Origin of the sequence: Streptomyces caniscabiei (genome assembly GCF_014930365.1) — a bacterium.
GTDB classification, from domain to species: Bacteria; Actinomycetota; Actinomycetes; order Streptomycetales; family Streptomycetaceae; genus Streptomyces; species Streptomyces caniscabiei.
Genome location: NZ_JABXWI010000017.1, coordinates 65,204 through 79,653, shown reverse-complemented (window position 1 = coordinate 79,653; position 14,450 = coordinate 65,204). Strand labels below are relative to the sequence as shown.

Annotated in this window: 9 protein-coding genes; 6 read left to right on the top strand and 3 right to left on the bottom strand. The window is 73.1% G+C overall.

From position 1 onward, the window contains the following. Positions 1-142: 142 nt before the first annotated feature. The 4 genes from lanKC to HW837_RS37435 all read left to right on the top strand — a co-directional run bounded on the left by lanKC (position 143) and on the right by HW837_RS37435 (position 7,454). Positions 143-2,977: a class III lanthionine synthetase LanKC gene (gene lanKC, locus HW837_RS37450; RefSeq protein WP_193381679.1), complete on the top strand. Its 2,835-nt coding sequence runs from the start codon at positions 143-145 to the stop codon at positions 2,975-2,977. Positions 2,978-2,983: 6 nt separating this feature from the next. Next, on the top strand, positions 2,984-3,115 hold the full coding sequence (locus HW837_RS37445; protein WP_086799122.1) for a SapB/AmfS family lanthipeptide: 132 nt from the start codon (positions 2,984-2,986) through the stop codon (positions 3,113-3,115). A 308-nt stretch (positions 3,116-3,423) separates the two neighbouring features. Beyond that, complete coding sequence (locus tag HW837_RS37440) at positions 3,424-5,379, top strand: ABC transporter transmembrane domain-containing protein (protein ID WP_313895641.1); 1,956 nt, start codon at positions 3,424-3,426, stop codon at positions 5,377-5,379. Between the two features lie 5 nt (positions 5,380-5,384). After that, positions 5,385-7,454 (top strand): ABC transporter ATP-binding protein, encoded by a 2,070-nt coding sequence (locus HW837_RS37435; protein WP_313895643.1) that lies wholly within the window; start codon positions 5,385-5,387, stop codon positions 7,452-7,454. Between the two features lie 51 nt (positions 7,455-7,505). On the opposite strand, the gene HW837_RS37430 is transcribed toward HW837_RS37435, so the two are convergent. The 3 genes from HW837_RS37430 to HW837_RS37420 all read right to left on the bottom strand — a co-directional run bounded on the left by HW837_RS37430 (position 7,506) and on the right by HW837_RS37420 (position 9,895). Beyond that, positions 7,506-8,111: a response regulator transcription factor gene (locus tag HW837_RS37430; RefSeq protein ID WP_045562859.1), complete on the bottom strand. Its 606-nt coding sequence runs from the start codon at positions 8,109-8,111 to the stop codon at positions 7,506-7,508. A 167-nt stretch (positions 8,112-8,278) separates the two neighbouring features. Then, positions 8,279-9,493 carry a TolB-like translocation protein gene (locus tag HW837_RS37425; RefSeq protein WP_237310575.1) on the bottom strand — a complete coding sequence of 405 codons (1,215 nt, stop codon included), beginning with the start codon at positions 9,491-9,493 and terminating at the stop codon, positions 8,279-8,281. A gap of 156 nt (positions 9,494-9,649) precedes the next feature. Next, positions 9,650-9,895, bottom strand: coding sequence for a hypothetical protein (locus tag HW837_RS37420; protein ID WP_093792305.1), 246 nt, complete (start codon positions 9,893-9,895; stop codon positions 9,650-9,652). 426 nt (positions 9,896-10,321) lie between these two features. On the opposite strand from HW837_RS37420, the gene HW837_RS37415 reads away from it, so the two are divergent. After that, entirely contained in the window at positions 10,322-11,758 is a 1,437-nt protein-coding gene (locus HW837_RS37415) for a lipase/acyltransferase domain-containing protein (protein WP_052683178.1), read from the top strand. Continuing rightward, a partial coding sequence (locus tag HW837_RS37410; protein ID WP_193383562.1) for a tetratricopeptide repeat protein occupies positions 11,755-14,450 on the top strand: 2,696 nt, incomplete at its 3' end. The genes HW837_RS37415 and HW837_RS37410, both read left to right, overlap by 4 nt.

Genomic DNA, 14,450 nt, shown 5'->3' with positions numbered 1-14,450 from the left:
GGTTGCGCACGGGCACACCCATGCGCAACCCACACCGGCCCGGTGACAGACACTGGATGACCGAATTGCACTGCTCTGTCATGGTTGGGAAGAGAAAGCCAGGACACCCGCGCAGGTACGAAAACCCGCACCGGAGGTCCCCGTGGACAAGCGGTACGAGGTCTACTGCCTCACCGACCCGCACTTCTACGACGCCCCGTCGTCGCACGCCGGGACACAGGGCCGGTTCCGCCAGACCGGCGGCGCGCTTCCCGCGTCGTGGGTCCGCGAGAAGGTCGGCGACTGGCTCGCCTGCCGCCCCACCGAGGTACGGCTCCCTCCCCAGGGCTGGAAGATCCATGTCTCGGCCTGCCTGGACAACGCCCAGTCGATCCTGGACGAGGTCTGGGACCACTGTGTGCCGCGCGGTGTCGCCTTCAAGTTCCTCCCGGACCTGGAGACCCTCTTCCTCGCCAACGCCAAGTACGCCCACCGGGGGTCCAGCGGGAAGTTCGTGACCGTCTACCCGAGGGACGAGGCCGAGTGCGAGCGCCTCCTCACCGAGCTGGACGCCGTCCTCGGCGGCCGCCCCGGACCGTACATCCTCAGCGATCTGCGCTGGAGGGACGGCCCGCTCCACGTCCGGTACGGAGCCTTCGCCGACCGGTACTGCGTGTCGGCCGACGGCGTGGTGCACCAGGCGGTGGCGGACCCCTCCGGGCGCCTGGTTCCCGATGTGCGCGGCCCCACCTTCCAGGTACCGGACTGGGTGGAGCTGCCCGGCTTCCTCGAACCCCAGCTGGCCGCGAGCCGCAGCACCACTGTCGCCGACCTGCCCTACCGGATCGACCGGGCACTGCACTTCTCCAACGGTGGCGGACTGTACGCCGGGGTGGACCGGCGCACGGAGGAGCGAGTCGTGCTCAAGGAGGCCCGACCGTACGCCGGGCTCACCCCGGACGGCGCGGACGCCGTCACACGGCTGGAGCGCGAGCGGGAGGCTCTGGAGCGGCTGCGCGGCCTGCGCTGCGTCCCGGCCCTCCGCGACCGGTTCGAACTGGGCGGTCACCACTTCCTCGTCGAGGACTTCGTCGAGGGCAAGCCCCTGCACCAGCTGATCGTCGAGCGCAGTCCGCTCGCGGCCCTGGACCCGGCCCCGGCCGCCTTCCCCGAGTACACCGCCTGGGCGCTGGACGTGCTGCGGCGGGTGCGGGACGCCGTCGCGGCGGTCCATGAGCGGGACGTCGTCATCGGTGATGTGCACCCCTTCAACGTCCTGGTCCGTCCCGACGACACCGTGGTCCTGATCGACTTCGAGGGCGCGTCGGACGTGGCGCACGCCCACCACCAGGTCCTCGCGGCCCCCGGCTTCCACGCCCCCGGCTCCGCGACCGGTTTCGACATCGACCGGTACGCGCTGGCCTGCCTGACGATCTGCATGTTCCTGCCGCTGACCGGACTGATCGAACTCGACCGCGGCAAGGCGGGCCGGCTCGCCCGGGAGGCCGCCCGCCTGTTCCCGGTCCCCGACGACCTCCTCGACGAGGCCGTACGCACGATCACCGGGGCGGACGAGGCCACCACGGGCACGGGCGACGTCACCGCGGGCGCGGACGGCGCCACCGCGGGCGCGGGCGGGGCCACCACGGGCGTGGGCGACGGCGGGACGGCCAGCGGGGCGCGTGCGCGTATCGGGTGGGCCGCCGGGGCGAATGCCGAGCGGACCGCCGGGGCGCACGCGGCCGGGAAGGCCGTCGGGGTGCGTGCCGGGAAGGCCTCCGGAAGGGCCGTCGGGGTGCGTGCCGGGGGCGACGACGAGCCCCGGATCGAACCCGACCACGCCGGCTGGCTGCGCGCCCGCGAGTCGATCACGGCCGCGATCCTCGCCTCCGCCACCCCCGGCCGCGACGACCGGCTCTTCCCCGGCGACATCGAGCAGTTCGCCGCTCCCGGCGGCGGCCTCGGCATGGCCCACGGCGCGGCCGGCGTGCTCTACGCGCTGGACGTGACGGGCGCCGGACGCCACCCCGACCACGAGGACTGGCTGATCCAGCACGCGCTCCACCCGCCGCCCGGCACCCGCCTCGGCCTCTACGACGGCCTGCACGGCGTCGCGTTCGCCCTGGACCACCTCGGCCACCACGAGGAGGCCGTCAAGGTCCTCGACATGTGCCTCACCGAGCGCTGGCAGAACCTGGCCCTCGACCTCAAGGGCGGACTGTCCGGCATCGGACTCACCCTGCTGCACTTCGCTGACACCACCGGTGACGCCGCCCACCGCGCGGCCGCCCAGCGGGTGGCGGCGACCGTCGCCGACCGGCTGGGCCCCGCCGACGGGGTACCGGAGACCAGCGGCGGCGCCCACCCGAGAGCCGGGCTGATGTACGGCTCGTCCGGACCCGCGCTGCTGTTCCTGCGCCTGCACGAGCACGACGGCGACCCGGCGCACCTCGACCTCGCCGCCACCGCCCTGCGCCAGGACCTACGGCGCTGCGTGGTGCGCGAGGAGGGCTCGATGGAGGTGAACGAGGGCTTCCGCACGATGCCGTACCTCGCCGACGGCAGCGTGGGCATCGGCATGGTCCTGGACGACTACCTGGCCCTCCGCCCGGACGAGGAGTTCGCGACCGCCGCCGACGCGATCCGCGAGGCCTCACGGGCGTCGTTCTACGTCGAACCCGGGCTGTTCGACGGCGTCGCCGGAATGATCCTCCACCGCGGCCGCGCCCACCCGCCCGGCACGGCCGCCGCCCGCGACCCCGTGGTCGCCGCGCACATCCGCCGGCTGGCGCGCCACGCCTGCCTCCTCGACGGCCGACTCGCCTTCCCCGGCGAGCAGTTGATGCGGCTGTCCATGGACCTGGCGACCGGCGGCGCGGGGGTCGCGCTCGCCCTGGGCGCCGCCTGTCACGCCACACCCACCGGACTGCCCTTCCTCACACCGGGCCGGTCCGCACCGGACATTCCCGTCCCCCATCGCGTTCAGGAAGGGAGGTGAACACGTATGTCACTCCTCGAACTGCAGGGTCTGACCATCGAGTCGGAGACCGGTCTGAAGCCGCCACCGGGCAGCCGGGCGAGCAAGGGCTGCATCGTCGGAGGCGGAGGGAGCATCTTCAGCCTCCTCTTCTGCTAGCGGCCGGGACTCCGACCACGCTGGGCGGGGGCACTCCGGTGCCCCCGCCCCCCTCCGCCCCGAGAACCGGGGGCGCCGCCCGCAGGAACCGAACGACGACGGGAGCGGCCGTGGACCGACACGAGCGGTCGGAGGCCCCGCGGAAGTCTCGGGCTGCCCGACGGGAGTCCCGGGCCGATGCGCAGGGGCCACGGGTAGAGGCGCAGGGGCCACGGGTTGAGGCGGAGGGGCCACGGGTTGAGGCGCAGGGGTCCCCGGGGGACCGGCGCGCGGCGGACCGGCGCGCGGCGGACCGGCTGCTGCTGACGGTGGTCCGGCGGGGCGGTGCCTGGGGTGCCTTCCTGGCCGCCACGTCTCTCCTGCTCGCCGGGATCTACGTAGCCCTGCCGGCCCTCATGGGCCGTACCGTCGACGCCGTACTGGGCTCCGGTGACATCACCCTGTGGCTGACGCTGTCCGTCGTCGCCGTCGCGCTGCTCATCGCGTGCGACGCGCTGGACGACTACGCCGGCGCCGTCGCCAACGCCCGCTCCACCGCCTGGCTGCGGCACTCACTGTTCGGGCACGTCCTCGACATGGGCCCCCGGGCGACCCGCCGCCACACCCCCGGCGACCTGACCGCCCGTCTGGTGGGCAACACCAGCCAGGCCGGCAGCGCTCCTTCCGGCCTGGTGTGGGCGGTGACCGAGCTGATCCCCCCGATCGGGGCGGTGGTGGCGCTGGCCCTCATCGATCCCTGGCTCTGCCTCACCTTCCTCACGGGACTTCCGCTGATCGTCCTGATGGTCCACGCCTTCGCCCGCGACGTCTCCGACGTCAACGACCGCTACTTCGCGACCCAGGGCCGTATCGCCACCCGGCTCGCCGACGCCGTCACCGGGATCCGCACCATCACCGCGGCCGGAACCACGGCCCGCGAGGCCGAACGCGTCCTCGCCCCGCTGCCGGAGCTCCACCGCCACGGCCGGGGGACGTGGCACGCCCTCTCCCGGGTCTCCACCCGGGACGCCGTGGTCGTCCCCCTGCTGGAGATCGCCGTCCTGGCCGTGGCCGGACTGGAACTCGCCCGGGGCCGCATCACGCCCGGTCAACTGCTGGCCGCCACCGAGTACGTCGTCCTCGCCACCGGCGTCAGCTCGCTGGTCGCCTCCGTCGGCAGACTCGCCCTCGCCCGCGCCACCGCCGGACGGGTCGCCGAGATCCTGGACGCGCCCCCGATGACGTACGGCCGGGCCCGGCTCCCGGTCGCCGGCGGCGGGCGGCTGGAGTTCCGCGGCGTCACCGTCCGCGCTCCCGAGGGCACGTCGGTCCTGGACGGCGTCGACCTGGAGATCCCGGAGGGCACGCTGACAGCCGTGGTGGGCCGCTCCGGCTCGGGCAAGTCCCTGCTGGCCGCGCTGGCCGGCCGGCTCACCGACCCCGACGACGGCGAGGTACGGCTCGACGGCGTCCCCCTGCACGAGCTGACCCGCACGGACCTGCGGCGGGCCGTCGCCTACGGCTTCGAACGGCCCGCCCTGCTGGGCGAGACCTTCACCGAGGCGATCATGTTCGGCCCGGCGGAGGAGCGGGGGCCGGTGGCGGTGCCAGAGCAGGAGCAGGAGCAGGTGGCGGAGCCGGAGCCGGAGGGGATGGCGGAGCCGGAGCAGGTGGCGGAGCCGGAGCCGGAGGGGATGGCGGAGCCGGAGCAGGTGGCGGAGCCGGAGCCGGAAAGGATGCCGGAGTCGCAGTCGGAGGGTATGGCGGAGCCGGAGGGGATGCCGGGGCCGGAGGGGATGGCGGACGAGGCGGTGCGGGAGGCCGCGGCCATCGCCCGCGCCGACACCTTCCTGCGCACCATGCCCGACGGCTACGACACCGCCCTCGCCACCGCACCACTGTCCGGCGGGGAGACCCAACGGGTGGGACTGGCCCGCGCGTTCGCCCAGTCCGGCCGAGGCGGCCGTCTCCTCATCCTCGACGACGTCACCGCCAGCCTCGACACCGTCACCGAGCACCACATCACCCAGGTCCTCACCGGCTCCGGCCCCCTCGCCGGCCGCACCCGCCTCGTCGTCACCCACCGCGCCTCGACCGCCGCCCGCGCCGACCTCGTCATCTGGCTCGACGCGGGCCGCGTCCGCCGCCGAGCCACCCACCGGGCGCTGTGGAGGGACCCCGGCTACCGGGCCGTCTTCCGCTCGGACGTCCCGGAGACACCCAACCCCTCACAGCCACAGCCAAAGCCGCAGCCACCGTCACGGCGGCCCGGAGGAGCGCGGTGAACCGGGTGGCGCGTCGAGGCGCAGGCGGCACGGAGGCACGTCGGGGCACGGGCAACAGGGAAGCGCGTGGGCTGCTCCGCTCGACCCTCCGCACGCGGCGCCGGCAGTTCGTCCGACTGGCCGGCTGGTCGTTGGTCCAGGCCGTACCCGCTCTGCTGTCCGGCCTGTTGGTCGCCCGGGCCGTCGACGACGGGTTCCTCGCCGACCGGGTCCCCGAGGGCCTCGGCTGGCTCGGGCTGCTGGCCGTCGCCACCCTGATCGGCGCCTGGGGCACCCAGCAGACCACACTGCGGCTGGCCGACGTCGTCGAACCCTTCCGCGACGACCTGGTCGCCCTCGTCACCACCGGCACACTGCGCCGCTCGGCCCGCCTCGGCCGCCCCTCCGACACGGCCGGGGTGGCCCGGCTGACCGAGCAGGTGGAGATCGCCCGCGAGTCGTACGGGGCGGTCGTGATGTTCGTGCAGACCTTCGGGGTGACGGCCGTGAGCGTGCTGTTCGGGCTGACCGCGCTCGACCCCGCGCTCCTCCTGTTCGTCGTACCGCCCCTCGCGGTCGGTCTCGCGCTCTTCCTCGCGGCCCTGCGCGCCATGGCGGCCCGGCAGCGGGCCGTCGTGCTCGCCGACGAGGCGATCGCCGAGCAGGCGGGCACGGTGGCCGACGCGCTGAGGGACGTCACGGCCTGCGGCGCGGAACACGTCGTACGCGACCGGGTCGACACCCGCATCGACACGGCGGCCGGGGCCGCGCGCGCCCTGGCCCGCCTCACCGCCCTGCGCACGGCCGCGCTGGGTATCGGCGGCTGGCTGCCGTTCGTCCTGATCCTGGCCGGCGCCCCCTGGCTGCTCCGGGGCGGAGTGACGACGGGCGCGATCCTGGGCGCCCTGACCTACCTCTCCCAGAGCCTCCAACCGGCCCTCCAGAACTTCGTCCGGGGAGTCGGCGGCAGCGGCCTGTGGCTCCTGGTCACCACGGCTCGCATCCTGGAGACGACGACGGCCGGGCGTACGCGGACGACGGCAGAAGCGGGAGCGGGAGCGGAACACGACCGAACCGGGGACGGCGAGGGCCCGGACGGCGGCCCCGAAGACGGCGGGGTTCAGGACGACAAGCCCGTGTACGACGCGACGGTCCAGGACGGCACGCGGGTGCGGGACGGCACGGCGCTGCGGGACGGCGCGGTCGAGCTCCGCGGTGTCACCTTCGGTTACGCGCGCTCCGCCGAACCGGTCGTCCGCGACCTCGACCTCACCCTCGCGCCCGGCACCCACCTGGCGGTGATAGGCCCCAGCGGCGCCGGAAAGTCCACGCTCGCCGCGCTCATCGCCGGGGTACTGGAGCCGCAGACGGGCCAGGTCAAGCTGGGCGGGTCCCCGGTCCGCTCCCCGAACCCGAACCCGAACTCGGACCCGGACCCGGACCCGGACCCGCGCCGACTCGCACGATCGCGCGTGCTGATCCCGCAGGAGGCGTACGTCTTCACCGGCACGCTCCGCGAGAACCTCACGTATCTCCACCCCACGGCCACCCCCGCCGACCTGGACGCGGCCGTCGACGCCATCGGCGCGGCCCCCCTCACCGAGCGCCTGGGCGGCTACGACGCCACCGTGGACCCGGCCCTGCTCTCCGCCGGGGAGCGCCAGTTGATCGCCCTGGTCCGCGCCGTACTACCCCCCGCCCGGCTGGTCCTGCTGGACGAGGCGACCTGCCATCTGGACCCGGCCGCGGAGGCCGTGGCCGAGCGCGCCTTCGCGGCCCGCCCCGCCACGCTGATCGTCTGCGCCCATCGGATCTCCTCCGCCCTCCGCGCCGACCTGGTCCTCGTTCTGGACGGCCCACGCCACCACCTGGGCACCCACGACCACCTGATGGCCGACTGCGCCCTCTACCGCGACCTGATCGGCCACTGGGACCCCATGGCCCCGACACGAAACGACGCGACAGGTGAACCACCCGACACGACGGAGACGACGGACGCGACGCAGACAACAGACACGACCGACCCGACGGACGCGACCAGCGAAGCGGACAACAGGACCGACACGGCCGACGCGACGGGTGCCCGGTCCCGCTGACAGCAGCCGACGACGCCTCCGTGGGAAGCGGGGGGCTGGGGGCCGTGCTCCTCACAGCCACCCCGACTCCCGGGCGATCCGGATCGCGTCGATACGGTTGCGCGCCTCGGTCTTCCGCGAGACGGCGTTCAGATGATTGCGGACCGTCCCCACCGACAGGGACAGCCGCTCGGCGATCTCCCGCGTGGGCGCGCCGTCGGCCGCCAGCCGCAGCACCTCGAGTTCCCTGGGGGTCAACGGGTTCTCCGCCGACAGGAGCGCGAGCAGGGCGAGTTCCGGATCGAGGAACCGCTCACCCGCGGCCACCTTGCGCACCCCCTCCGCCAGGTGGTCGCTGGGCCCGTTCTTGCCGATGAGGCCGGCGACGCGCCACGACAGCGCCTGTCGCAGGAACCCGGCGGTCGCCGAACAGGTCACCAGCAGCGTCCGGCACCCCGGCAGCCGCAGGGCCAGTTCCCGCGAGGTGCCGAGTGCTCCGCTCTCGCCACCGTCGCTGTCGATGACGACGACATCGGGTCGGTAGGCCATCGCCCGCGTCACCACCTGCTCGTGCCCCGGCAACGCCGCGACCACCTCGATGTCCTCCTCACTCGCCAGCAAGGCGGCGAGCGCCCCGCGTACGAGGTCCGTCTCCTCGACAAGAAGCACCCGGATCACCATCGCTCCCGCCGGTCGTCAGCGGCCCCCCGCGCACCCACCGTGCCTCCGGGACCGAGACAACACCGTACGACGTATCGCCCCGCTTCTCACTTATTGCCGGTATGACCGATTCGCTCCCGAATCACGCCCGCACACCCGCACGCATGCCCGCCCGAGGGACGACGTCACCCCACACCGCGGAGGAACACATCCCCGATGAGGTTGTTGTCGTCGGGTACGAGCCCTGGGTAGTACGACTCGAAGACGACCGTCGACTCGTCCCCGCTCAGCGCCGCGTCGCCGACGGTGACGGGCTTGCCGTCCTGCCCTGGTGACAGCAACTCCTCCTGCCCGGTGCACAGATCGCGCAGGATCAGCCCGAGGGACGTACGGTTCGCGTCCGCCGTGTTGAGCAACAGCTTGGAGCCGTTGCCGGACAGGTCGGAGAGCAGCGTGAGGTCGGTGGGGGCGTGGCCGTCGTACCGCTGGAGCGTGCCGGTGCGCAGATCGCGGACGAAGGCGTTCCAGCCGTCGTTGGTGTCGGCCTGCGGGACCAGGTTGGTGGCCAGCGAGTTGAAGCCGACCTTGGAGCCGTCGGCGCTCAGCACGGGACCGATGGCCGAGGTGGTGGCCGGGGCCCCGTCATGGGTGGCGTCGGCGTGCACGGTACGCCCGCTCTTCCGGTCGTAGACCAGGATGTCGCCCTGGTCGCCGGTGACGGGCCCGGAGTACCCCTCCAGGTAGGCGACCTTGCGCCCGTTCGCGCTCATCGCGACCTGCTCGCACCGGTGGTAGGTCTTCGAGCCGTCAGGCTCCCGACTGACCCGCCGCACCTCCCGCGTCTCGCGGTCGAGCAACATGACCCGGCAGGCGAAGGCCCCGTTCGGGTCGACGGCGGGCCGGGCGACGAAGGCGATGAACCGCCCGTCGGCGCTGATCGGGGCGATGCCGTACGACACCTGGTAGCCGTCGTCCATCGCGGGCGCCAGTCGTTCGACGGTGCCGGTGCTCAGATCCATGAGGTGGACGGAGGAGGTGGCGGTCGCGGTCGAGTACGACCCGAAGGTCAAATACCGCCCGGACTCGGACAGTTGAGGCGTGGAGGTGGTCTCCCCCGGCACCACCACCCGCCGCAACGGCTCCCCGGGCCCGGTCCGGTAATAGACGCTGTTCCGCACATCGGTCCCGGTCCCCAGATTGGTCGCGGACGACATGAAGGCCACGACACGCCCGTCGGCGCTGACGACGGCGTCGGTGGAATGACCGTTCCCACCACTGCCGTCGGCCGCGACGCTGATCCGCTCGGTGCCGGCCGCGACACTCGGCGCCTCGTCACCGGCCGCCGCCTGCGCCGGCCAGGCGGAACACCCGACGACGACGCCCACCACGACGGCGTTCACGAACACACGTAAGGAAGGTCTCAGCAACTGGCTCCCCCTTCACCCGGGGACGACCCCAGCCGTCCCCCGCATCCCCGTCGCCCCGGCCCTGCGCAGAGGACTCACGAGGATGCTGGCGATGAAAGCGCGCCACGGGCGATGGGTCAATGCATCCGGTCAGGCTGCGGCCGATCTCGACGAACCCGACGGCGGGCCGTCCTGCCGGAGCAGGTCCGTGGCGCGGTAGGCGGTTTCGTCCGCGTCTGGTGGAAGGAAGCGACTGGCCCTGCCGCTCCAGGTGACGACGAGCTCGTCGCGGGCGCGGGTGGCGGCGACGAACAGCAGGGAGCGGGCCCGCTGCTCCTCCTGCCGGTGGCGGTCCGGGTTCGTGAGTCGGTACTGCTCGATGCGCTGGTGCGGCACGTGGCCATCGCCGAGTACGGCGTGCCATGGCTGTCATGGCGGTCTCTGATGAGCGTGGCCACGGCACGCATCTCGGTCAGCCGGTCGGGCGCGCGCCAGAACTGGGGGGCGAGTCCGGTCAGCACGGACCGGTAGCCGTCGAGGGTGTCGGTTCCGGTGTCGAGGTCGTCGAAGGACGTCCCGGCGATCAGGCCGTTGGCGCTGCCGAGGATCTGCCGGGTGGTGCGGTAGTTGAGGGTGAGGCGGCGGCCCGCGCGTCGGCCCGGCAGGCCGCGCCCCTCGGAGTGCTCCATCGGTACGGCACAAGCCGCGCACCCCAGAAGGATGATATTCCCGGAACTTCCGCCATCCGCCTTCCTGTTACTGGTAGAAGGAGCGACACAGCGCGGGCCGTGGGACGCGGCCCACGTGGGGAGGGCGGGGGAAATGGGACGCAGGCATCTGGTGTACGTGCTGCCCGGAATCGGCGGCAGCGTGCTGGAACGGCCCGCAGGGGGCGGGAAGCAGCCTGAGGTGGTGTGGGACGCGGGCTTCGGCGACATCGCGGGCCTGCTGCGCCGACCGGACCGGCTGGCTGTGGACGAGCCACTGCGGGCGACCGGTCTGATCCGCTCCAAGCGGCTGCTGCCGGGCTGGACCGTCGTCCCCGGCTACGAACGGCTGGTGGCGAACCTCCAGGCGCTGCCGGGTACGGTCATCGACACCGGGCACCCCGAGACGCGGAACCCGGCCGCGAACGTGGTGCTGTTCCCGTACGACTTCCGCCTGGGCGTCAGGCATGCCGCGCAGCTGCTCGCGGCCGATGTCCACGAGCGGCTGAAGGACCTCGCACCGGCCGAGCGGGCCGGCCGGGTCGTGGTGGTCGCCCACTCGATGGGCGGTCTGGTCGCCCGGCACTGGCTGGGCCCGCTGGAGGGCTGGCCGCTGTGCCGGGCCCTGATCACCCTCGGCACCCCCCACCGCGGCGCCCCGAAGGCCCTGCACCTGCTGGCCAACGGCGTACGGGTGGCCGGGATCCGGCTGGACGGGGTGAGCGACCTGCTGCGCCAGTGGCCGTCGGTGGCCGAGCTGCTGCCCCGCTACCCGATGGTCTGGGACACCGCCACGGCGGCTCCCCTCTACCCCCACGATGTGCCCCTGGAGCACCTGCGCTCCCCGGCGAAGCAGGGGTTCGCCCTGCACGAGGAGATCGAGCAGGCGTGGCAGGCCATGCCGCGCACCGGCGCCGAGCCGCAGGTGGTGCCCCGGCTGGGCTGGAGTCACCGCACCCCGGGCTCGGCGGTGTGGGACGGCCGCGCGCTGAAGGTCGGCAAGAAGCTGCCGGCCTGGCTGGAGCTGGCGGGCTGGGAGAAGGACCACGGCGACGGCACCGTACCGGCGATCTCGGCCGTGCCGGTGGAGATGGACGGCCACGACACCTCCGGCTGGCGGGCCCGCGACCGCCACGGTCCCATCGTCTCCGCCGGCTGGATTCCCGGCCTGGTCGAGGTCTACGAGGAACGGCAGCGGCTGACAGCGGCGCGCGGCGAGGAACGTGAGGCCGCCCTCGGCCTGGACGTCGACGAACTCCACGCCCGGGGCGCGACGATCCCGCTGGAGACGCGGTTGCGCGGGGACAACCTGCCGCCGGAGGCCACCGCCGACCCGAGCGGGCTCGCGGTGTGGGCCACCCTGCGCAGGGTGCACGGCCCTCGGGGTGCGGTAGCGGAGGTCCGGCTGGAGTGGGACGGCGACCGGAGCAGCTACGTCACCGAACTGCCCGGCCAGGAGCCCGGCTTGTACGACGTGCGGGTGAGCGTGCGGGCCGTACCCGGCGTCGGTGACCTGTCCGCGTCCGACTCCCTCGCGGTGGTGGCCCCATGAGTCCCGTCGGCTCCTGGCCCCGCTGGTCCCTCGATGGGGAACCGGCCGCGCTCGCCAAGTACGTGCTGCCCGACGAGGTCGCCGCCCTGCTGCACCTGCCCGGGCCCCCGGCCGACAGCCGCATCGGGCAGACCCGGGCTGTCTACGAGGCGCTGGCCGGGGCCGGGATCACCTACTCCCACGAGGCGCCCTCCGACGATCCGGGCCGCCAGGTCGTCCGCCAGCCCGGCGAGGTGCTGTGGTGCCCCCGGCACGCCACCTGCCTCGACCTCGCCCTGGTCCTGGCCGGCGCCTGCCTCCACGCCGGCCTGCACCCCTTCGTCCTCATCCTCGACCCACCCGAGCCCGGACGCGCCGCCCACGCTCTGCTCGGCGTGTGGATCGACGACGTCACGTCCGACGAGGACGACGGCATCCGGATGCCGGACGCGGACGTGTGGACCAGTCGCCCCGACGGCTTCGACGACCTCGTCCAGACCGACCCGACCGGGCCGTCGAGACCACTTCTGCTGCTGGACCCGGTGGGCGTCGCACACGCCCTGCCCCACTCACCCATCCTCGGCACGAGCGCCGTCTTCGCCGACGCCGTACAGGCCGGGGCCCGCTACGCCCGTGAGTGGAACTGGCGCCTGGCCGTGGACATCCGCCGCGCCTGGCGCAAGCAGGACACCCACACCCCCGCCGACCGGCCCACCGACGAGCCGCTGCGTTCGCCGTACGTGGCCCTGGACCCGCTCGTGCACCGGCCCTTGCAGGTGCTGCGGGCCGAGCATGAGGTGGTGCCGTTCCAGGCCCGGGACGAGCTGACCATCCTCACCGACTGGTGCCGCACCGTGGCCACGGGGCCCTACACCGGCGTCACCGTCATCCACGGCGCCGGCGGCGCGGGCAAGACCCGCCTCGCCCTCGAACTCGCCCACCAGCTCGCCACCCGCCACGGCTGGTACACCGGCTACCTGCGCGAACACCCCACCGGACGGGACTGGCTGGGCACCGTCGTCTCCCCCACCCTCATCGTCCTGGACTACGCCGACGCCCGCACCGCCGACGCCGAACAGCTCCTGGCCCTCCTCAGACGCCGCACCGACCGAGGCGCCGCGCCCGCCGTCGTCGTCATGACCGCCCGCGCCGTCAACGGCCAGTGGCTCACCGCCCTGAGCAAGGCGTGGAACAACGACGGACATCTCGTCCGCATGCGCGACCCCCTGCACCTGCCACCCGAACACCCCGCCGGCGCCGCCCTCTTCCGCCGCGCCGCCCGCGCCTTCCACCCCGCTCCCGGTCACGAACTCGACCTTGAGGCCGCCTACCGGGCTGCCCCCGCCGACTGGACCACCCTCGACTACATCCTGCTGGCCCTGCTCGCCGCCCGCAGTTCCGGCAGGCTGCCCACCACCCGTGAGGACCTCTACGAAGAAGTCCTCACCCACGAACGCGCCTACTGGGCCCAGACCTACAAGAAGAACGCCGGTCTGAACCGAGACGCCGACGCGCCGCTCGATGTCCTCAACCGGGCCGTAGCCAGCCTCACCCTGCGCGCACCCACCACACGCAAGGAAATCAACGCCGCATTACGAGCCGTCGAGGAACTGTCCGACGACGCGCCCTGGCGTGAGACCATCCGCACCACCCTGGCCACGTGCCTGCAACCCGGCCATGGCGAGCCCCTCGTCCTGCGCCCGGACCCCATTGCCGACCACCTCACCCTCCACGAACTCCAGGACGACGAAGACATGCTCCCCGCCGTCCTGGACGGCCTCGACGACGATGGTCTCCTGGCCGCCCTGCGCCAGCTCAGCCGCGCCGCCGCGGCCGCGCCAGACAGCGCCACACGCATGGTGAAGGCATGGATCAGCGCCGAGCCGGACCGCTGGCAGCCCGTCCTCCAGGTTGCCGCGGAACAGGGCGGTACCGCGCTGGCTGCCCTACGGCAACTGATCGACAACGAGCCGCCCGTGCCCTGGCTCGCCGACCTCTCCGACGCCATCCCTTACACCACGATCGGCCTGCCCGAACTCGGCCTGCGCACCGACCTTCGGCGCCTGGCGGTCCTGCGGGCCAATGCCACCACCCAACCCGTCGACCTCGCGGAGCAGCTCCGACGCACTAGCTACCGCCAAGGCGCCATCGGGGACCGGCAGGCGGCGCTCGGCTCGATCACCGAAGCCGCCGAGATCCACCGCGCCCTTGCTCAGGCCAACCCCGCCGCCCACCTCCCCAACCTCGCCAGCTCCCTGAACAACCTCTCCGTCCAGCAGAGCGAGACCGGAGACCGACAAGCAGCACTCACCTCAATCACCGAAGCCGTCGAGATCCGCCGCACCCTCGCCCAGGCCAACCCCGCCACCCACCTCCCCAACCTCGCCACATCCCTGAACAACCTCTCCAACTGTCAGAGCGAGACCGGAGACCGACAAGCAGCACTCACCTCAATCACCCAAGCCGTCGAGATCCGCCGCACCCTCGCCCAGGCCAACCCCGCCGCCCACCTCCCCGACCTCGCCATGTCCCTGAACAACCTCTCCACCTGTCAGAGCGAGACCGGAGACCGGCAAGCAGCACTCACCTCAATCACCCAAGCCGTCGAGATCCGCCGCACCCTCGCCCAGGCCAACCCCGCCACCCACCTCCCCAACCTCGCCACATCCCTGAACAACCTCTCCAACCGGCAGAGCGAGACCGGAGACCGACA

What these genes read in the sequence shown, in the direction of transcription:
- HW837_RS37445 (WP_086799122.1), top strand. Translation starts at nt 2,984, where the DNA reads ATGTCACTCCTCGAACTGCAGGGTCTGACCATCGAGTCGGAGACCGGT.
- HW837_RS37415 (WP_052683178.1), top strand. Translation starts at nt 10,322, where the DNA reads ATGGGACGCAGGCATCTGGTGTACGTGCTGCCCGGAATCGGCGGCAGC.